The organism is Bartonella tribocorum CIP 105476 (assembly GCF_000196435.1).
GTDB classification, from domain to species: domain Bacteria; phylum Pseudomonadota; class Alphaproteobacteria; order Rhizobiales; family Rhizobiaceae; genus Bartonella; species Bartonella tribocorum.
The window spans coordinates 548,997-569,598 of the sequence record NC_010161.1; the positions used below are offsets into that span (position 1 = coordinate 548,997).

Genomic DNA, 20,602 nt, shown 5'->3' on the forward strand with positions numbered 1-20,602 from the left:
ATTCTCCTATCGCAATAAAATATTGTTATGGTCTTCAAGAGACTGAATGGCAGCACTTTTTTTTTCATCTGTAATGGCATCTGGCCATAGTAGTTCAGAAGCCTTTACAGTGCATAAGCGTGCTGTCATCACGGCACGTTGATCTGCCTCTGTTGCATCAACAGTGGCAAAAGAAATCCCCGCAGGGATTTGACTGCCATCTGATGCTGCTGGATTAAGGGGGGTATATTTTTTTGACGCGGTAATTTTTCCCATGACAGTTCCTGCTTCAATGAATGCTCCTGAAGCAAAAACCACTTCTTCGTTTGACATATCCGTATCGTAGGGTCCAAGATAAGCGCCATTGCGGATGTCTTCATAAAAAACTTGACTCATTTTATTGTCCTCCAAGCTGTTTCCCATTTTGCATGAATTTTTTCCTTGCTCGTCCCATCTCTATGGGGAGCTGTGGTTGATAGTTTTAAAGATGCGCTTTTCGAGACAGCTGCGGTTAAAACAACATTTTTTGCTTTCTCAACACTCATGCCGCTTTTAATGGCTTTTGCTGCATCAAAAGAAACGCCTAAGCGCTTTGCTTGCCTTTCAAGGTTTGTCAGTGCCTCGCCACGTTTTCTTTCCTTTTCAAGAGCCGCTTTTACGCTTTCTTGTTTATCTTCGTCCTCATCTTCGTCTTCGTTTTCCTCTTCTTCGTCGAAGTCTTGAGTGTCTTCGTCAATGTCGCTCTCGTTTTCGTCCTCTTCGTCCTCATTGATGACGTCGACAATTTTTTCATCATCATCTTCTCTAGCGCGGTATAGGGTGCGTGCCATGTGTTTTGTCCTTTTTTTGTTGCTGTTGGGGTTTGTGATATGGAATCCGTTAAGGCTTCCAAAGCTTGCGCAAGAGTGCCCTGCGCATCTGCTAATCCAAGCTCTAAAGCTTGGGTGCCTATAAAAGTTTCTGCTTTTGTGTCACGAATTGCGTCCGCACTCAGAGGTCTGTTTTTTGCAACCCAATCGACAAACATTTCGTAGAGCAGGGTGCAATCGGCTTGCATTTTTATCTGTGCTGTATCGCTCAAGGGTTCGTGAGGATTGCCATGCGTTTTGTGATCACCTTCAAAAACAAAGGTCCATTTAAGCCCCTGTTTCTCATCCGCACGAGATTGGTCAAGATGGGCGCAAACAACCCCAATGGAGCCTACAACACCGGTGCGTGTAATCCATATTTGAGAAGCCGCACAAGCAATGGCATAAGCCGCCGAGCAAGCAAATTCATTGGCATGCGCCCAAATGGGCTTGGCATATTGTTTTGAAAGGGTTTGAAACTCTTCAACCAAATCAAAGATGCCACCGGCTTCTCCCCCACCACTATCAATATCAAGTAAGACAGCATTCACATCAGGCTGTGCAATGGCTTCACGAAAAGAAGCCCTTAAACCTTCATAAGAAGTCAAACCCGATAAAGCTCCAAGCCATGCACCGCGGCGTACAAGCGTGCCATGAACGGGTATTATAGCAACATTGTTTTGCACTACGTAAGTTTCTGGTGGTCTGAAAGGAGCCCCATTCTTTTCTAACAATGCTCTCATGGCAAATTTTTCTCCTTCAAAAAGCCGTGGGGCAAGAGCATTAAGGATGATATCAAGCTTTGTCGATGCAAGCATATGAGGAACACCAAAAAGCCGTGATGCCAAAAACGGCATGTCAAGATTATTCACCATTTGCCTGCGCCTTACTGTCTTGGTTACTTTCATAACTCTCAGAAGTCTCTGAATCTTCAGTATCAATTAGTTGATTGCTAGCAGAGGGCGCTAGCGCATTATCGGTATCAAAGGATAAACCCCGCGTGCGTGCATCTGTGCGTTCTTCTTCGAGTTCGGCATGAATGTTATCAATATCAAAGCCGCGCTCGGCTAGTGCCATACGTCGTGTTTTCAAGCCAGCACGAATTTCTTCTTTTTCTGCCGTGATATCCTTGATGGGATCAATCATTTCAAGGGGTGGTGCAAAGCTTTCACATTGAAGCCATGGCAAGGAATTTTCTTCCCATCCTGGTAAATTCACGCATTTGCCAAGCACTGCCATTTCGACAAAGCGTGCCCAAACAATTCGATTAAACTGAAAAGCAATGATATGTTCTCGCCATTGTTTGACGTGCCGTCTAAACTGAATGATAGAGGTTCGCACATTGGAGAAGTTCCCCCGCGTAACATCTCCTGTCACAACAGCATAAGGCATATTGAGAGCAGAACAAATTCTTGAAATATTGCGAAATTGAAAAGCCTCATAAGAGCCACCAACCTCAACAGGATTTGAGAATGTAATTTGTTTTTCACCATCGACCACGTTAACCGAGCCAGGGTAAATTGGATACTCTTCGGGGACCTCTTCAACCTTCTTTTCCACCTTCTGTTCAATTTTCGTTTTTTCACGATTCTCCTCTAACTCTGCCTCATGAGATTCCTTCCCTGTAATAAATACCGCAAAAAGAGCCGCTGTTTTTTTTCGTTCAAGTTCTGCATCATCATAGGATTCGAGTTGAAAGATTTTTGTCATACAGCGCGTTATTTTTGGAGAACCGCGCAATTGTCCAGCAATCCGGCGCTCTTTGATATGAATGACCATTTCAGCAGGCACACGTATGCGCTCTTGACTCTTAAATGCTTTGTTTGCAGGGTAATCATCATAGGGGTGATGTTTCCAGAAATGATAAGCAACGCGCTTACCACTGGCATCGAATTCAATTCCCATACGAATGTAATTGCCTTCAATCTCAGCCGGTTCATTATAGGTGAGATCTAGCATTTCAGTAGGATAAACTTGCAACTGAAGAGGCACACCAGAGCACCCATAAAGGTCAACATAATGCAATCTTACAAAGCATTCGCCGGTTAAAAAGACCTCTCGTGCAATGGTTGCTTGCAGACCATAAAAGCTGGCATCTTCGTCGTAGTCTGCTTCATCAACCCATTGCCACCATAAGTCTAAAAGCTTTTTCTTTTCTTCTTGAAAGCCTTCAATGCGAGGATAAGGTTTAATCCCATCACTGACAGCCGCAGAGACCCATTCCTCCGTTGCAGACCCATAAAGAGATTCATTGTCATAAAGCCATCTTGAACGAGCAACAATGGTATCACCACATTCTTCAATCGCTTTATTGATATGTTTTTTTGCAGGGTCAAAACCACTCATACGGCGGCTTTTGCTTGCCGCTTCAAAATGGGGATTGTGTTGACGAGAAATTGTAAAAAAGCCTGTAATTTTATTGAACAAACCAGCCATTAATAGCCTCGTGAGATATTAAAATAGAACACGCGTGAACCTTTGCGCCCTTCAAGGTCCGCTATTTGCTTATTCAGCATCTCAAGAGCTCTGCGAAGTTCCTCAACAGAGCGGTTGCTTACTTGCTTATCGCCATGACGCACTGATTGCGCTCCCGAATAAAGAGCCTCTTCAATTTGTTCACGCCGCCTTTTTAAACTTTCCAGTCTGTCAATTTTTCTATTAATTGGTTCTAAAGTTTCATCCACAAATTACCTCCAATCCCCTCGCATATAAGGATTTATCACTGTTCTGAATGGCTTCTTTTGAGGCTGTGCTGCCTGCAATCTTTTTGGAGAAGGGGAGGGCACATGTTCTGATGTTGGCTGCTCTAAAGCGCCTTCAATTTTAAGTTTTTCCAAACGCTCTTCTAAGATATCGACTTCTCGGTTAAGGTTTATTCCTGCCGAAATCAGACCTTGCAAAGCAGCATAAGCATAGACCCTACAATCCAAGGCTTCGTTTCTTGCCTTTTCACTTTTTTGCCATTCAATACGCTTGAAGCCTTTAAAATATTTAATGACTTTTCTTTCAGCGGTTAGCTGGTCAAAATATTCCGGGTCAAGGCTTTTGTGAAAGTGTGTTGCACCAGCCCCCGTTGCTTCAGGACCTGATTTTTTAAACCGTGCTGTAATGATATCTTTCGCGGCGTCAACCCCAACAATATAAAGATTAATCTGTCCTTTATTGTTTTTGCTTGGTCGGCGTGGCCAGACCGCACGCCAGCCAGCTTGTCCCTTAATGCCCCAGATACGCCGCCCCTCCCGCGGGCGTACATAATTATAAACTGCCTGTGTATGTCCACCACCAGTATCAATACAAGCCGCTGTTATCCTAATCCCCTCTTTATAGCCTGGATGCGGCCAGCGTTTTGCAAGATATTCATCCAATTGGTCCCACACTTCAAAAGAAGAGGGGTCACCAAGGATAACTTGGTAATCAATATGCCAACTTTCTTCACTACGCCCCCATCCCACCACTTCAAGCTCTAAACGATCATTTTGCACATCAATGCCTGCTGTCAACACGACGGCTTGTTCTGGTGCAAGGGGATAATCTTCGCGTTTTGCATAGAGGCTGTCTGGATCAACAACTTCGCCTGTTCTGTCCTCCCATGGCTCTCCAAGAACTGTATTGACAAAAGGCTGTAGAAGAGCTGGATCATCTTTGGCATTTAAAAACTCTCTTGCACATTCCCCCCATGTAAGCCAAGGTGAATAGAGTGCCGAAATATGATAAGAACGCAAATTCGGTCTGCTTGACTCACTGGTTGGGACCCAGCATGCACCTCTTTCTTCACACATGAGATCTGTTTTTCGGTGTTCGGCATGTTCATGACCACAATGCGCACAAACAAAAACAGCTTTTTCGGGAGCTCCTTTTGGCCATTTGATTTGTGACCAAACAATCGGCTGGAGTGTACCACATTCATCACAAGGCACGTTGTAATATCGCTGGTCTCCTAGCACAAAATCCTTGGCAATACGGCTTGTGTCACGATGGGTTGGGGTGGACAATTTAAAGATCTTTCGTTGTACAAAGGTTGATGTGCGCTTTTCCGCAATCATCACTGGATCACCTTCGTTATCGACACTGAGAGGATAACCATCCACTTCATCCAAAATCAGATAACGAATAGGCATAGAACGCAGACCAGCTGCACTGTTTGCTCCTGTAAGCATCAGTGCTCCACCATCAAACTCTTTCGAAAACATGGTATTCCCGCTGTCACGTGTTCGCGCTGGGGCTATGCGTTCACTTAAAACTGGACTTGCCATAATCATGGGATCAAGCCGCGTCTTTGAAAGCTTTTTGGCTGTCTCAACGGTCGGCATGACATAAAGGGCAGGTCCTGGACTATAATGAATAGCATAACCGCAGAAATTCAATCCTGCCTCTGACATGCCAACCTGCGCTCCTTTCATGACAATGGTTGTTTCAATCGGTTTGTGAGAAGAAAGATTATCCATGATTTCGCGCAAATAGGGGGTGCGTTTTGTTCTCCACAATCCAGGTTCAGCACTGGCTACGGTGCTAAGGTATCTATTCTTATCCGCCCATTGGGAAACCGTATACGGTGGGTCCGGTTGTCTTGCATCATTGGCATGGGCGAAAAATTCTGTAACAGCATTCTCATCCATTATTCATTCTTTGCTCGCTCCAAAACTCTCTCATTCTGGAGGTTGAGGATCATGATAAGGAACTGGAATATGAACAGCTTCAAGCAAAGCCTTTCGTATGTAATAATCAATGGCACCGATCAGACTTGCAGCATCACATCCAACTTGTGCGGCAATGCTTGCACCAAATCGATGCGGAAAATTCAACATGGCGTCACGGTGTGCTCTTCCAAACTCACGCGCTGCTCTCTTGACTTCTTCACGGTCAACGGTTGTTTCGCGTAAGCGTTCAAGGGCAATCTTCTCGCTTTCAAGAGCAACTTGCATTCGCTCCAGTTTAATCTTGTATTCATTAGCGCCCTCTGTAGAGGTTTGTTTGATCTTTGTTCGCGGTTGACCATCCGGTGCTAAAAATGGAGCAGGGCGTTTTGTTGGATTCTCATTCCAGATGGCTGTTGCAAGCGCTTCATTGACAGAACCATCTTCAAAAAGAGCAGCATCAAATTTTCCTGTCTTAAATCGAGAAACCACCGCATTAGGAGAAACACGCATCTTTTTTGCAAATGCCCGAAGCGATAAACCCTTACGCGTTTTCTTAGTCATAGTGGCTCCATTTTGAATGGTTTATACGAATTATTGTACACTTTAATTATTGACAAGGTTTTATTTTTCGTGTACATAAAATATATGAAGATAGTGTGGGATGAACCAAAAAGAGCTTTGAACATTATTAAACATAAGCTTGATTTTGCTGATGTTATTTACTTTGATTGGGAGCATGCCCTTATTGATGCAACCCATTCAAACCGCATGAAGGCTCTTGGACATTTTGCGGATGGCACAACAGTTATTGTTTTTGCAAAGCTTGGCAATGAAGCAATATCCATTATCAGTTTTCGTCGAGCTAATAAAAAAGAAAGAGAGGTTTTCAATGACTATCAAAAAAACCTTTGAAGCAGGATGTGATTACGCAAAAGAAAATTGGGATGCTGTGGATTCTCCACCATTGACAGATGAAGAGCTTGCACGCTTAAAGCCAGCTAAAGACGTTTTACCAGCCTCCTTTTTTAAGTATGTAACAGAAGAGCGCCGTAAACGTGGGCGTCCCCCCGTTGAATCTCCTAAACAAGCGGTTACTCTCCGTCTCGACCCAAACGTTATTGCTTCTTTTAAAAAACAAGGAAAAGATTGGCGCACACGTATGGGTGAAGTCTTAAAAAAAGCAAGCGGTTGTTAAGATAACCCTCTCCCCATTTTTGAGAACGGGGAGGGGACTTCTGTTTTTGAACTTAAGCAACCTTTTTAATAGGGCTCTCGAAATTCGGTTCATAAGTTTTCAACAAAGGTTCCATAATCGGAGGAGGTTTTAAGGCTCCAAAATTTGTAATCATTGCTAAAATTTTGAGTGCATTCGGACTTTCATCTTGAAGCTTTAAAATTAAAGTTTTTTCTATCGCATCCATAGTTTCAATGAGAGCACTAAAAGCTTTATCTTCAACATCATCACGATCAGAAAACTGATACAACGCCATCCACAAATCGCATAAAAAATCAATACTGGTTTTCATTGCACACCTCCATGGATTTGTTCTCTCAAACATGCCAATCCTCTCGATGTGATTTTTGTGGAAGGGAGTACCTTTTCTGTACCATCCGGTCTTTGAATGGTGATAGCAGGGCAATCCATGAATCCTTTCTTGATCTTGTCTTGATAAGGCAACAGAGGTGCTCCTGGAGCCCGTCGATAGACCCAGTCATGTTTGCGCAAGTAATCGGTTAAGTCCTTTGGTCGCACCTCTAATATCTTTGCAGCTTCAATAAGACCAAACAAACCATCAGAGCGCTTTAAACCTTCTAAAGCTTCTGCTTTTGGAGTCAATTCAGCAATGGTGTTATCCTTCTTCTCGATTTGATTTTGTAGGTGATTCAAGACACCAAGTAATGCTTCGGGTTTAGAATAGTCAACTTGTGGTGTTGCTATTTGCTTTTCCAATTCTTGCCAACGGTCAATAATCTTTGCTCGTAAAGTAGTGTTATAACCAGAAACAAGAATTAGACATTCACGCTTTGGAAGGTTGTAACAAGGAAGTGTACGCCCTGTTGAGTCTTTGTATAATCCTGAAAAATCACTCACCCCAAATTTGGGGGCAGTACTTTCAGAGTTTAATTCTCCTAACATTTGTTTAATGTCACGCATGACATGGTCATGTCTTTTACCGCACAACTCAGCAATTTCGCGACTAGACATAGTCTGAGTGGTAGCACTATTAGCAGTGCTTTCTCTAATTTTTATAAGAGTGTTCATAATGAACTCCTTGTTGATAGATGTTTCTTAATGACACTCCAAAAGAGCGCCGGGTGCTAAGAAACACGGCAACAAGCCCGTCGTTATGCTTTTCCCCCGAAAGGGTATTTTATGACATAACCACACCCGACAAGACCAGTATACGCTATACGCGCATAATGAGTCAAAGCCTTTACAATGTGCGGAAGACTGATTATTTCGGCAACCAATCCGCTTGTTGTTTTGAGGTGTTTCTTAGGCACCTGATTCGACAATATGCATAACGTCACTGCCTTGTCAAGTGATAAAAACTTTTTTCTAAAAATAATACGCTATTGTACAGTGTGTATATGAATACACATTAAATTCGTTATTTTTCAATATATTATGTGTACAATGTACAGTCATTTTGAAAATTCTGTCGCTAGCGATAGTTCGCGCTCGTCCGCCCCGCAACGAAGCCAACCCGCTGGGAAGTACCTTTTGAATTGATTTTATTGACTTTTTTATGGAAAAAACAAAGCATAAATGATGGTCTTTTTTTTAAATTGCAATAAGAATAGGGAATGCTTAAACTCATAAAGATATGGAATATAGAGATAAAGCTTGAGAACATGATCTAGCCTTTTTTATTAGCAGCGTATTCTTGACGTTTAAGTTGTCTCTGTATATTTTTGGTTAATCTTTCATTGGCATATTGTGCAATAGCGCTTGCAATCTCTGGCTTGGACATCACTTTAGCAATTGATGGTCCTTCTTGTTTTGCAATGGGGAATTGGTCTCCATCATCTCTTTGAAACACATTCCCTCCCATTTTTAACTCAACACGTTTTGGAAAACTGCCTCCCATGATAAAACCATGGGGCAAGATTTCTTTCTTTTTAAACAGTGTGTAAGTTACGCCGCGTTTTGTTTCTCTTGCTTTAAAAAATTTAAGAGGTATCGGTGTTCCAGAACCAATGATATCTGTCTCGAGAAACTGTGCGGTAGCCTTGTCTTTAATATAAACACCTCTTCTTATACGCTTTATTTGGGCTGATGAGATGTCGGTAACTTGCTTTTCAGTAAAGCGTTCAACTTGTTTTGCTGCAGTGTTTAGAGCATTACGCAGAGCCCAATTAAGGCGAGGGGCTTGAAGGCTTGTGAAGGTATCTTTTACCTGTTGAAGATACCATTTTTGGTGGATAATTAATTTCAACTTTTAAGCCTTTTGGGGGGTAGATATTGATGGCTTGGAAGCTGTAGGTGCTTTTGGTTTTTCGAATGAGGGTTCCTCTGTTACTGTTTCAGATGATGTTTGGTTGGGTTCTTTTTTTACCTGCTTAATCTGTTCAATTGTCTTGTCGGGTTTTATTTTTGTTTTGACATCAACAAAGGGTTTAGCAGCATTTGCACGCTTGAGACGTGCGTAGACTTGATTAGAAATCTCAACAAATGGATTATTGGGAGTTGAAGTTTCAAAACGAACAGTGCTTTCATCTTCGCTCCTTTTGAGGCAATGAATTAATGACATCATTGGTTACTGAATGGCGTTTGATATGTGCAAAATAGATTAGTCTGTTTTATCAATAAAAACAGTACTTTAAGCCCTCTTGAAAGCTTAATATTTTATCAAATTTTAGGGGATATTTTTGAACTTTAGATACAATACAACTAGTGCCGTACTGCCACTAAATACGATTTTTCACGTATTGTCAATAGAAAAATCACGATATTATATATTTTTAATTTTTTTGATCAAAACTTAGTATTTTAAAAGCCAATCTTTAATTTTATACAAATAACAACATTTATGTTGTATTTAAACATTTTAGATGTTATATTATATTTATGAACAGTCAAGAATTAAAAAGATATCTTACGAAACATGGTTGCAGTTTTACCTCAGGGAAAGGTGGCCATTTGCTTGTAAAACGTGGTTCTAAAAAATCCGTTTTACCTATGCATGGTACGCGGAAAGAATTAGGAACGGGATTAGTTCAAAAGATTCTTAAAGATCTTGACCTAAGGTAAGTCTGAATATGGAGATGTAAATGAAATATGCACTTAAATTTATCAAAGATGACAATGATACTCTTCTTGTCGTTTCCAAAGACTTTCAAGAATTTATTACCTATGGTAACGACGAAAAAGAGGCTTTGGAACACGCTAAAAATGCCCTTTTAACAGTTATTATGGGGCGTTTCCAAGATCGAGAAGTTGTCCCTTTTGGAGCTCGTGATGCTGCCTATCCTTTTGTTGAAGTATCTTCATTAGTTATTTTAAAAATTGCAATACACAACGCTATGGTTGAAAAGAATTTACGCAAAGCTGATCTTACGCGTCTTTTAAAACTCAATCCAATACAAATTGACCGATTATTGGATTTAAACCACGCAACAAAATTAGACTCTTTAGAATCCACTCTTATTACTCTTGGCAAAGAAGTTACCATTAGTATCCAAGATGCCGCTTGAAACTTATTGGTTTTGCGTAAAATGTTTATGGAGCGCATTAAGAGCAACATACAGCGAACCTACAAGATGAGATAGTGATTGATCTTCACTAACAAGATATTGTAATGCGGCATGAAGATTATATTGATGGTAAAAACATTGTGCTTCTTTGATAACCCCTTTCATTTCTTCATAACAATGAGTTGCTCTTTCAATCCATCGTTGTTGTGCCTTTTCATTTGATGAAGGAGTAAAATCATCATAAATTGCATTTGGTAAGGCTTTTGCACAGAGGTAATTATTTCTCACTTCAAGGTATTTTTGTGCTGCATCATACTGATCTTGGTTAATCACACCTTGCAGATAAAGCCGTCCGATATAGGTACCGGAAAGCGGATTTTTTGCTTCTTCTATGGTCAAGCCAAAGCGTTTGGCACGCATTTCTATTGCTAATTTCTCAATGGGGTCATGAGGCATTTTTGTCCGTGAGATACGACCGTTGGGTTCTCTGATACATCCCTTACTCCGTATAACACATTGATTTTAATGATAATCTAGCGTTATTCATATTGCATAAGAGTCCCGAATAACCTAAGATTGTCTCATTTTAAATCAGTTTATATTGCTTCAATCAAAACCACTCATTTGCACATAACAAGTGGGATGAGTGTGTGGATCAAATTTGTATAAGAAAGGATTAAAAAATGGCTCTTATGAACCGTCTTAATGCAAGATCTGTCGCAACATTGGGGGCTGGTAAATATAATGATGGTGCCGGCTTGCTTCTTCACAAACGTAAAGATGGAGGTGCTCAATGGATTTTACGGTATACCCTTCACGGGCGTCGTCGTGAAATGGGCTTGGGTGCTTTAAGACATGTTTCTTTAAAACAAGCCCGTGAATTGGCAACTGGGTGGCGTTCTGTATTACGTGAGGGGCGTGACCCTATTAAAGAACGCAATAAACAAAAGCGTGAGACAATAAGCAATCTCCATTATTTAAAAGATATTGCTTTAGATGCTTTTGAAAGCCATAAAGCTGAATTAAAAGGGGATGGGAAAGATGGAATTTGGTTTTTACCTTTACGCCTTCATATTCTCCCTAAATTAGGCTGTTTACCCGTTTCAGAAATTACGCAAACAGAGATACGCGATACCCTTGCCCCTATTTGGCATACAAAAGCTGGAGCTGCTCGGACAGCACTGATGCGTCTCAAACTTTGTCTCAAACATGCGGCTGCTTTGGGTTTGGATGTTGATTTACAAGCAACAGAAAAAGCACGCGCTCTTTTAGGAAAACAACGTCATAAGATCACTAATAGACCAGCAATGGATTGGAGAGATATACCCGCTTTTTATAAAACACTTTGCCAAACAACAGCTATAACACAACTGGCTTTGCGTTTGCTCATCTTGACAGGCGTTCGTACGCATTCCTTACGTTATATTCATAAGGATCAGGTTGATGGGAATATATGGACTATTCCTGCTGAGAATATGAAAGGAAGGCGTGATACAACAAAAGAATTTCGCGTGCCTCTATCAACAGAAGCACTGAAAATTATTGAACAAGCGCGTCTGCTTTCTCGTAATGATTTCTTTTTTTCTGCAACTGGTCGAGGTCCTCTTGCTGAGAATGTTATGTCAAAATATATGAAAAAAAATAAACTTGATGCCTGCCCGCATGGATTTCGCTCTAGTTTACGCGATTGGCTTGCTGAAACAACCGATGCCCCCTATGAGGTCGCTGAAACCATTTTAGCTCATACGGTAGGGGGTAAAGTAGAGCGTGCCTATCGTCGTACTGACTATTTAGAACAGCGTCGTGTCTATATGGATAAATGGGCGGCTTATGTCACCGGTCAATCTTAAGATATGGGGTGCATAACCCCATGATCTGTGGATAACTTTCTCTCTCATTCTTTATCAATAAGACTCATAAATTATCACATCAGAAATTATATGATAAAATACTGTTTTCTATAAATAAAATACCTTCAAAAATAAACCAAAATGTGCTTAATAAATAGGCATAATTTGTTTCCATTTTTTGAAAATAAAAGGATTTTAGAATGACAGAAAATGATAGTCTTTTAACAGACCGTGAAAGTGCAAAATTGCTTCATATGAGTGTCTCAACTTTCCGCCGTCATGTTACCAATGGCTCTCTCCCAAAACCTTTAAAATTTGGTTTTTTATCCCGTTGGTTACAATCGGATCTTTTGAATGTAATCGAACAAGCGAAACAGCAACGTTATAACGACGCGGCATAAAAAAAACTTGTCACGTAAGGACGGACAAGGCTTTCTCAAACTCATCACCTTAGAGCTAGCACAATCCGTCCTGTGACGCAACGTTATAGGATTTAAAATGATGTGTTCTTTTAAGAATGCGCGGGGCATTACACGTGCCTTGCGTGGTAGTTGGCATGGGCGTTATGGACTTACTCATTGCCCCGCTCATGATGATAGGCTGTTATTCCTTAATAAATTGGCGTACCTTATAAATTACACTCACTAACGTCCTTAAGAAGTTCTAAAACATCAAGAGAAAATTGGCTATACAAAAAACTCAAGTGTCAATAACAATCCCCTGCTCTGTTTTTTCGATTAAAGCACCAAGCTTTCCTTCTATTTACAGTTTCTATTCAATATGGAGTGAAGCAAAATCATTTTTGTTAGCGTATTCTAACAATCCAAGTTTTTGATTTTCTGTATCTTGTAATCACGAGAAACTCATAAATATGCACAAAATTGTATCATATTAAGTAAAAATATTAATTTAGATCAAAATTAATATTTTATCCCATAAAATAATGTGAATTAAATTATAAGTTTTTTATATGTAAACAACAATCATGTTTTGGATATGAAAATGCAAGATAGATAGAAAATATCTATTCTAACAGTACCTATTGAAGAAATAGTCAAAATGTATTACATTAGAATTATTTTGTAACACATTAAGAGGTAATAAAATGGCTGAGACGACATTTACCTTTCGCGTTGATGATGTATTGAAAAATGAATTTTCCAAAGCAGCAAAAGCGTGTGATAGATCTGGTGCACAATTGTTGCGAGATTATATGCGCGATATCGTAAAAGAACAAAAAGAAAGAAGTGCACACGATTTATGGTTTCGGGAACAGGTTCAATTAGGGATAAATTCTGCTAATGCAGGCGATATAATATCTTCTGAGGAAATCGAAGCAGAAGCAAAGGAATGGCGCTTAAAAATACAAAGTAAACTAGATAGATCAACTTTATGAAGCTAATTTGGACACAAGTAGCACGCGTTGACCGCAAAAAGATACGTGAATACATATCACAAAATAATCCTTCTGCTGCCTTAAAGTTTGATCAACTTTTATCTGAAAAGATAGAAAAACTCGTTAAGTTTTCTACTCTTGGTCGTTTAGGACGAGTTGTAAATACACGTGAATTTATTGTACATCCAAATTATATCATGATTTATGATATTTCAGATGGCGTTGTTCGTATTTTACGTGTGCTTCATACAAAGCAAAAATTCCCTTAATCAACTGTATTTTTATTTATTTGGTAATTGAAGCAAATTATTTTTTTAAATACTGCACTCTATATCAGTAAGTAATGATAAATTATTACTTTTCTAATATTGCGAGAATATGATTGCATGATCGCTTTGCACACCATTTAGTTTCTTACTCGTAAAAGTGACGATGATGTCTCTCGTTTTATTGTCAATGATACGAGCGTGGAAAAGCTTGGGGAACTCTTAAAAGAAAATCCCCGCGGTCTCTTGATGGTGCGTGATGAATTATCCGGTTTCTTAACAGATATGGAACGCAAGGAATATCAAACAGAGCGTGCCTTTTATTTGGAAGCTTTTAATGGAGATGGTCAATTTACTTATGACCGGATTGGGCGTGGAACCATTTTTATTCCTAATGCAACCGTTTCTATTATAGGGGGCATTCAACCCTCTCGCATTCTCCCCTTTATACGCAATGTTTTATATGGCAAAGGCAATGATGGTTTCTTACAACGCTTTCAAATGCTGGTCTTTCCCGATGAGACAAAAGATTGGAAATGGGTTGATAGACCTCCCAATCAAGAGGCATGGGAAACGTATGAAGGGGCATTTCGTTCTCTTTATGATAACCCCCTTGGTTCACCAGAATATCCGCTTGTGATGCGCTTTTCTGCTGAAGCTCAAGAGATCTTTCGTGAATGGATGCAAAAGATTTTTAAATAAGCCAAAGAGAATAAGCTTTCTGAAAGCTTACAAGCGCATCTTTTGAAAATGCCTAAGACCATAGTAAGTCTTGCATTGATTTTTGAATTAACTGAAGGGGGGCGTTTTGAAATCAATAAAGATGCCCTTCAAACAGCCTTGCGATGGGAAAAATATTTGTTCAGTCATGTCAAAAGGCTTTATGCGGCGGCGGATAGCTTAGCAACAGAGGGGGCAAAATTGATTGTCGAGCGTTGTAATCATTTACCCGATGTCTTTACTTTACGTGATATTCATCAAAGAAGTTGGACGCATTTAAAAGATAATCAAACCGTTAAGCAAGCTTTAGAGCTTTTATGTCGCTCCAATCATATTCGTCCAATAGCAAATGAAAATAGCTCTCAAAGCGGTCGCCCTACCATACGTTATGAATGGCATCCTTTCGTTAAAAACAACAGCATCAAACAATGAAGTCATTGTAATCTTTTGTTATCCTTAAAACCTTCAAAGATCTTATCGTACCAACAAAGGGTTTACGTAGTATCTTTGAGGGTTTTTGTTTTATCATTTTTTAAAGAAGAGACATAAAGAGGTTCTTTTAAATCTTGTGTCTAAAGATATCCAAAACACAACCTCTATGAGTTTTGAAGGGGTTTTGAGTTTTGAGGGTTGCTGCTATTATGTAAAAAAACGATAAAAAATAAAAACATTATATTTCAATGTGTTAATATTTTATAGACCTTAAAAAAACAACCTATATTGATAACACAACCTATAAATTCAACCAATAATATACGTTTTGAGGGGGTTTTGACGGTTTTTACACCTTCAAAACCTATAAGAAAAATTCGTAATAAAACTTATCAAAATACTCATTCTGATATTTTAAAGAACATAAGTGCATTTATCTTGATTAACCCGTGAAACGAATAGCAAATTTTACTACTTTGCTGATCTAACCATGCATCATAGGCTGTTGACAAACAACCTTTAAAAATCCCTTTTTGAAAAAAAATTCTGGTTTTGCAAGAATTTCACTTCATCTGACACTCGCTATTTATCCTAAATGGATTTAATAAGCTTCATTTTGATTCTTTTGAAGAGAATCGATCTTTAGAATATATTGTCATGGAGTCGTTCTTTATGTCTCACCCTCTTTATTCTGATAACAAACATGTCTCTTTACGCGCGCTCTTACAATCTTATCGTGAACAAGCGATATCAGAGCAAGAAAAGCAGGCTGCTTTTGAAAAGTTTGTCATTGCCTATTTGACGCAAGACCCGCTTCAATGCCAAGAATACGAAAAGGTTCAAACTTATAGAGAGGTCGCTGACGAAAAGGGATGGAAAGGAAGCGATACAGACACCGATATTGATTTAGTGGCTAAAATTCGTGATCAAGACGATTACGTTGCTATTCGCTGTCAATTTTATGAGACCAATCATCAGATTACCCAAGATGATATTGAAAGCTTTATCGCTATTTCTGGTAAAAAGAGATTTAAATACCGTCTGCTCATTGATAGTACAGAAAGAGATTTAAGCGAAAATGCCAATACCATGATTGAAGGGCAAGCGGTTCCGGTTTATCGGATTAATCTGTTTGATATGGACAATAGTCAAATCGATTGGGGTATTTTTGATAAGACGGGCAACATTGTTCTTTACGAGCAAAAGAAGAAAAAGCTTTTAGATCATCAGAAAGAAGCGCTCAAAGCGGTTTGTGAGGGTTTACAAGAAGCAGACCGTGGCAAGCTGATTATGGCATGTGGAACGGGCAAGACTTTCACCAGTTTGAAGATAGCTGAACACATAGCAGGAACTGGCAAGCATGTATTGTTTTTGGTCCCTTCTCTTGCCTTGATGTCACAAAGCATTCGTGAATGGACAGCCGATGCACAAGTGCCCTTGCGTTGCTTTGCGGTGTGTTCCGATAAGCAAATCGGCAAGCGTCGTAAAAACCAAGAGGATGATGGGGAAATATCGGCATCTGATTTAGCCCTCCCTGCGACAACCGATGCCTCTAGGCTTGTCGAGAAAGTAGGCAACGCTTCACCCCATGCGATGAGTGTTATTTTTGCGACCTATCAATCAATACAAGTCATTGTTGATGCACAAAAGGATCATGGTTTAGCAGCCTTTGATTTGATTATTTGTGATGAAGCGCATAGAACAACGGGGGCTTCATTAGGAACAGAGGACAATGAATCTGATTTTATCAAGGTTCATGATAACACTCTTATTCGAGGCAAGAAACGTCTCTATATGACGGCAACGCCTCGTATCTTTAGTAACCATGCCAAAAGGCGTGCTGATGAGGTTGATGCTGTTTTAGCCTCTATGGATAATGAAGCCATTTATGGAAAAGCGCTTTATACTTATAGCTTCACTGATGCGGTCAAGAATGAACTGTTAACCCCTTATAAGATTATTGTTTTGGGGGTTGATGAGGGGAAAATCAGTGAAACCATGGAGATGCCTACCACAAGTAAAGATTATGAACTTATTTTAGATTATAGAACAAAAATTGTTGGCTGTTATCAAGCTTTAACCAAACTGGATCTGAAAAATGATCTTGGAGATGATACGGCTCCCATGCGTCGTGCCTTGGCTTTTTGTAAAGATATCAAGACCTCTAAAAATATCCGTGATACCTTTCAAGGAAAAGGTGTTAAGAGGATTTTCAACAGACTTTATCAAAAACACCCCGATACGCCCCGTCTGATCTGTGAAATTGATCATATTGATGGGAAGGATGGTGCCAAAGAACGGTCAAGAAAACTGGATTGGTTGGAAGAAAATGTGGGGGAAAATCACTGTCGTGTGCTCACCAATGTAAGATGTTTGTCTGAGGGGGTGGATGTGCCTACCTTGGATGCGGTGATGTTTTTACACCCGCGTAAAAGCCAAGTCGATGTGATACAGGCGGTAGGACGTGTGATGCGGCGCGCGAAGGGCAAAAAAAGAGGTTATATCATTTTACCCGTTGGGGTCCCTGCTGGGATTGCCCCCGAAAAAGCTTTAAAGAACAATCCAAAATACAGTGTTGTTTGGCAAGTTCTCGATGCCCTGCTTTCTCATGATGAGAATTTTAGTAAAACGCTTAATCAGATGAATTTAGGACAAGATGTAAGCCCTATTTTAGAGATTATAACGGTTTCTCAAAATATGGATTTAGAGAATGTCACCACGGTTGTTGATGATATCCCTCTTCAAGCAAGACCAGAGCATGCAAGCGCAAGCAATGTCTCTCCAATTCGTAAATCACTTTCTACGCATAATGGTCAAACAAGCTTTAACTTTATGGCGGCATTCCCTCGCGCCCTTAAAACGGTTCTGATTAAAAGATCAACCCTTTCTGATTATTGGGGCATATGGGCGAACAATGTTGCTGAGATTGCACAAAACCATATCAATCATCTTAAAGATATTCTTTCTGATGAGAAAGGCAAAGCGCGGTGTGCTTTTGATGCGTTTCATAAGGAATTAAAGAGCAATTTAAATGACAGTATTACGCAAGATGAAGCGCTTGAGATGTTAGGACAACATCTTGTGACGCGTCCCGTGTTTGAAGCCTTGTTTGAGGGCAATGAATTTGTCCAGAACAATAGCATCTCACAAGCGATGGAAAGGATTTTAGCTGAGTTGGATAAAACCGATATCAAGCAAGAGTCTTTGGAACTCCAAGGGTTTTATAACAGTGTAAAATTCCGCGCCTCTGGGATTACCGAACCCCAAGCAAGACAGAACCTTATTATCAAACTCTATGAGGATTTCTTTTCCAAGGCATTTAAGAAAACCACGGATAGGCTTGGGATTGTTTATACGCCCGTTGAGGTTGTGGATTTTATCATTCATTCTGTTGATGATGTATTGCGTAATGAATTTGGAAAAAGCTTGGGGTCACGGGGTGTCTCTATTCTTGACCCTTTTACTGGAACGGGTACCTTTATTACAAGGCTTTTACAATCAGATCTCATCAAAACAGAGGATATGGAATATAAGTTCCGAAATGATATCCATGCCAATGAGATTGTTTTACTCGCCTATTACATAGCAGCGATTAACATTGAATCGACTTATCATAGTATCATGAAAGGTGAGTACATTCCCTTTAAGCATATTGGTTTGACCGATACGTTTCGGATGCTTGAAGAGAAGAATCTGCTACAAAAATTATTCAAAGAAAACAGTGAATATTTGGAACATCAAAAGAAACTGGATATCAAAGTTATCTTTGGTAATCCGCCTTATTCTTCTGGTCAAAAAAGTGAAAACGATAACGCAAAAAATACATCTTACCCCATATTAGATGATCATATTCGTAAAAAATATATATCGAATTCAACAAAAATAATAAATCGAAACAAACTTTATGATAGCTATGTACGAGCAATTTGCTGGGCTAGTGACCGTATAAAAGACTGTGGTGTGATTGGCTTTGTTTCTGGTTCTGGTTACATAGAAAAAACAGCAATGGACGGTTTACGAAAATCTTTAGCCAAAGAATTTACCAGTATTTATGTGCTTAATTTGCGGGGTGATCTTCGTAAAAATATGTTAAGCAATGGAGCTGCTCAAGAAGGTGAAAATGTTTTTGGCAATGGTAGTATGACGGGTATTGCTGTAACACTATTTATCAAAAATCCCAATGCTTTTGGACCTTGTAAAATTTACTATCATGACATTGGTGATAATTTTACGACTACAGAAAAGCTGGAGACACTGAAGTATTTTGGTAGTGTCAATGGCGTTACACGCGAACAAGGCTGGCAAATGATTACGCCAAATAAACATAGCGATTGGATTCATCAACGTGATGAAAGCTTTGAAGCATTTTTAGCTATAGGAGACAAAAAGGGTAATGATAAAAAGCTCTTTGAAAATTTTTCGTGTGGTATCTCAACTGGTCGTGATGCTTGGGCATATAACTCAAGCCGTAAGGTTTTAGGCAAGAATATGAGTAATATAATTGCCTTCTATAATAGCGAAGTGAAACGTTTTAACGATACCTATCCACATGCTGAACGTAAGTTACGTGTAAAAGTTGTAAATGATTTTGTTGATACAGATGAGAGAAAGATAAGTTGGAGCAGTACTCTCAAAGGAGCATTATTAAGAGGAAAAATTTCCGAATTTGAAAATATATGCCTTACACAAAGCCTTTATCGTCCTTTTATACAGCAATGGCTTTATTACAATAGCATCTTTAATGAATCAGTTTATCAAATGCCGCGTATATTCCCGATAGGAGAAACGGTAGAGAATAAAGTAATACAAATTACAGGCATAGGAGCAAGAAGCGGATTTTCTGCTCTTATGACTAAGGATTTGCCTAATTATCACTCAATGGATACTAGCCAATGTTTTCCACGCTATATTTACGAAGACACTGAATCTTTAAAAGATAAAAACAAGAAACAATCCCATTTATTTACAGAAGCAAGCGCAACAGTTGGTTTACAGAGGCATGATGCTATTACTGATGAAGGTCTAGACCATTTTAAAGCTGCTTATCCTAATGAAAAAATCACTAAAGATGATTTGTTCTATTATGTTTACGGTTTACTTCATTCAGAAGATTATCGTACACGTTATGCACATAATTTATGCAAAGAATTGCCTCGTATCCCTTGTGTAAAGAGTGCTGATGATTTTTGGAAATTTGTAACAGCAGGACGTGAACTAGGTTATTTGCACGTGAATTATGAAGATGTAGAGCCTTACCCCGTGACCTTTAAAAAAGGCAATCCAAAAGTTACAGAGATCTCTAATCCCGAAAAATTCTATTATGTAACTGAAATGAAATTCGCAAAAATTAAGAATAGTAAGGAAAAGGATAAATCCACTGTTATTTATAACAGCAATATCACAATAACAGATATCCCTCTTGAAGCTTATGAGTATATCGTCAATGGTAGACCCGCTCTTGAATGGGTTATGGGGCGTCAATGTGTTAAGACTGATAAAAAGAGTGGTATTGTTAATGATGCTAATCGCTATGCTGTTGAAACCATTGGCAACCCTGCCTACCCTCTAGAATTGTTTCAAAGGGTTATTACGGTAAGTTTAGAAACAATCAAAATTGTTAAGAATTTACCAAAATTAGAAATTAGAGAAACTGAATAACTTATAAAGCATGCTCACATACTGGGTATGATAAACGCATAAGGGGTGTAAGGTCTTATACCTATAGGTTCCTATACTCCCCTTTATACTCTATACCCCCTTTATACATTGCTTACAT

At 39.4% G+C, this 20,602-nt stretch carries 22 protein-coding genes and 1 pseudogene; 11 read left to right on the forward strand and 12 right to left on the reverse strand.

Features of this window, described 5'->3' with window-relative positions; genetic code table 11:
* Positions 1-6 precede the first annotated feature (6 nt).
* The 7 genes from BTR_RS02495 to BTR_RS02525 are packed head-to-tail and all read right to left on the reverse strand — an operon-like array spanning position 7 to position 6,025.
* The gene (locus tag BTR_RS02495) at positions 7-375 is read right to left on the reverse strand and encodes a head decoration protein (protein WP_012230814.1); all 369 of its coding nucleotides are present in this window, start codon (positions 373-375) and stop codon (positions 7-9) included.
* Positions 372-752 carry a hypothetical protein gene (locus BTR_RS02500; protein WP_244393515.1) on the reverse strand — a complete coding sequence of 127 codons (381 nt, stop codon included), beginning with the start codon at positions 750-752 and terminating at the stop codon, positions 372-374. The genes BTR_RS02495 and BTR_RS02500 overlap by 4 nt, the downstream gene beginning before the upstream one ends.
* A complete protein-coding gene (locus BTR_RS02505) occupies positions 635-1,702 on the reverse strand; it encodes a S49 family peptidase (RefSeq protein ID WP_038473315.1) in 1,068 nt (355 codons plus the stop codon). The genes BTR_RS02500 and BTR_RS02505 overlap by 118 nt, the downstream gene beginning before the upstream one ends.
* Positions 1,692-3,263 carry a phage portal protein gene (locus BTR_RS02510; protein ID WP_012230821.1) on the reverse strand — a complete coding sequence of 524 codons (1,572 nt, stop codon included), beginning with the start codon at positions 3,261-3,263 and terminating at the stop codon, positions 1,692-1,694. The genes BTR_RS02505 and BTR_RS02510 overlap by 11 nt, the downstream gene beginning before the upstream one ends.
* Positions 3,263-3,511, reverse strand: coding sequence for a phage head-tail joining protein (locus BTR_RS02515; RefSeq protein ID WP_012230825.1), 249 nt, complete (start codon positions 3,509-3,511; stop codon positions 3,263-3,265). Before BTR_RS02515 ends, BTR_RS02510 begins: the two co-directional genes overlap by 1 nt.
* A 3-nt stretch (positions 3,512-3,514) precedes the next feature.
* A complete protein-coding gene (locus BTR_RS02520; RefSeq protein WP_012230826.1) occupies positions 3,515-5,443 on the reverse strand; it encodes a phage terminase large subunit family protein in 1,929 nt (642 codons plus the stop codon).
* Positions 5,444-5,473: 30 nt separating this feature from the next.
* On the reverse strand, positions 5,474-6,025 hold the full coding sequence (locus BTR_RS02525) for a hypothetical protein (protein ID WP_012230827.1): 552 nt from the start codon (positions 6,023-6,025) through the stop codon (positions 5,474-5,476).
* 84 nt (positions 6,026-6,109) lie between these two features.
* Here BTR_RS02525 and BTR_RS02530 point away from each other — a divergent pair, with 84 nt between their 5' ends.
* Positions 6,110-6,376: a BrnT family toxin gene (locus BTR_RS02530; RefSeq protein WP_038473250.1), complete on the forward strand. Its 267-nt coding sequence runs from the start codon at positions 6,110-6,112 to the stop codon at positions 6,374-6,376.
* On the forward strand, positions 6,354-6,659 hold the full coding sequence (locus tag BTR_RS02535; RefSeq protein ID WP_012230834.1) for a BrnA antitoxin family protein: 306 nt from the start codon (positions 6,354-6,356) through the stop codon (positions 6,657-6,659). The genes BTR_RS02530 and BTR_RS02535 overlap by 23 nt, the downstream gene beginning before the upstream one ends.
* Positions 6,660-6,711: 52 nt before the next feature.
* On the opposite strand, the gene BTR_RS02540 is transcribed toward BTR_RS02535, so the two are convergent.
* From BTR_RS02540 to BTR_RS02555, 4 genes are all read right to left on the reverse strand, one after another.
* Positions 6,712-6,990 carry a hypothetical protein gene (locus BTR_RS02540; RefSeq protein WP_012230838.1) on the reverse strand — a complete coding sequence of 93 codons (279 nt, stop codon included), beginning with the start codon at positions 6,988-6,990 and terminating at the stop codon, positions 6,712-6,714.
* On the reverse strand, positions 6,987-7,727 hold the full coding sequence (locus BTR_RS02545) for a phage regulatory protein/antirepressor Ant (protein ID WP_012230839.1): 741 nt from the start codon (positions 7,725-7,727) through the stop codon (positions 6,987-6,989). The genes BTR_RS02540 and BTR_RS02545 overlap by 4 nt, the downstream gene beginning before the upstream one ends.
* A 598-nt stretch (positions 7,728-8,325) precedes the next feature.
* On the reverse strand, positions 8,326-8,904 hold the full coding sequence (locus BTR_RS02550) for a hypothetical protein (RefSeq protein WP_012231073.1): 579 nt from the start codon (positions 8,902-8,904) through the stop codon (positions 8,326-8,328).
* Between the two features lie 3 nt (positions 8,905-8,907).
* Positions 8,908-9,222, reverse strand: a complete 315-nt coding sequence (locus tag BTR_RS02555) for a hypothetical protein (RefSeq protein ID WP_012231074.1) — start codon at positions 9,220-9,222, stop codon at positions 8,908-8,910.
* Positions 9,223-9,536: 314 nt separating this feature from the next.
* Between BTR_RS02555 and BTR_RS12170 the strand changes: the two genes are divergently transcribed.
* Both BTR_RS12170 and BTR_RS02560 read left to right on the forward strand, forming a co-directional pair.
* Positions 9,537-9,719: a type II toxin-antitoxin system HicA family toxin gene (locus tag BTR_RS12170; RefSeq protein ID WP_038473319.1), complete on the forward strand. Its 183-nt coding sequence runs from the start codon at positions 9,537-9,539 to the stop codon at positions 9,717-9,719.
* 20 nt (positions 9,720-9,739) lie between these two features.
* Complete coding sequence (locus tag BTR_RS02560) at positions 9,740-10,162, forward strand: hypothetical protein (RefSeq protein WP_012231075.1); 423 nt, start codon at positions 9,740-9,742, stop codon at positions 10,160-10,162.
* Between the two features lie 3 nt (positions 10,163-10,165).
* Here BTR_RS02560 and BTR_RS02565 read toward each other — a convergent pair whose 3' ends face one another.
* Entirely contained in the window at positions 10,166-10,618 is a 453-nt protein-coding gene (locus tag BTR_RS02565; protein WP_012231076.1) for a hypothetical protein, read from the reverse strand.
* A gap of 227 nt (positions 10,619-10,845) precedes the next feature.
* Between BTR_RS02565 and BTR_RS02570 the strand changes: the two genes are divergently transcribed.
* From BTR_RS02570 to BTR_RS02595, 7 genes and pseudogenes are all read left to right on the forward strand, one after another.
* Entirely contained in the window at positions 10,846-12,012 is a 1,167-nt protein-coding gene (locus BTR_RS02570) for a tyrosine-type recombinase/integrase (protein WP_012231077.1), read from the forward strand.
* A 200-nt stretch (positions 12,013-12,212) separates the two neighbouring features.
* Entirely contained in the window at positions 12,213-12,413 is a 201-nt protein-coding gene (locus BTR_RS02575) for a helix-turn-helix transcriptional regulator (RefSeq protein WP_012231078.1), read from the forward strand.
* Positions 12,414-12,510: 97 nt separating this feature from the next.
* Positions 12,511-12,660 carry a hypothetical protein gene (locus BTR_RS13090; protein ID WP_169309786.1) on the forward strand — a complete coding sequence of 50 codons (150 nt, stop codon included), beginning with the start codon at positions 12,511-12,513 and terminating at the stop codon, positions 12,658-12,660.
* Positions 12,661-13,117: 457 nt separating this feature from the next.
* Positions 13,118-13,408, forward strand: a complete 291-nt coding sequence (locus tag BTR_RS02580; RefSeq protein ID WP_012231079.1) for a CopG family ribbon-helix-helix protein — start codon at positions 13,118-13,120, stop codon at positions 13,406-13,408.
* Positions 13,405-13,677, forward strand: coding sequence for a type II toxin-antitoxin system RelE/ParE family toxin (locus tag BTR_RS02585; protein WP_012231080.1), 273 nt, complete (start codon positions 13,405-13,407; stop codon positions 13,675-13,677). Before BTR_RS02580 ends, BTR_RS02585 begins: the two co-directional genes overlap by 4 nt.
* A gap of 153 nt (positions 13,678-13,830) precedes the next feature.
* A pseudogene (locus tag BTR_RS02590) lies at positions 13,831-14,826 on the forward strand (DUF3987 domain-containing protein); the annotation flags it as partial.
* Between the two features lie 672 nt (positions 14,827-15,498).
* Positions 15,499-20,484: a DEAD/DEAH box helicase gene (locus tag BTR_RS02595; RefSeq protein ID WP_012231081.1), complete on the forward strand. Its 4,986-nt coding sequence runs from the start codon at positions 15,499-15,501 to the stop codon at positions 20,482-20,484.
* Positions 20,485-20,602 lie beyond the last annotated feature (118 nt).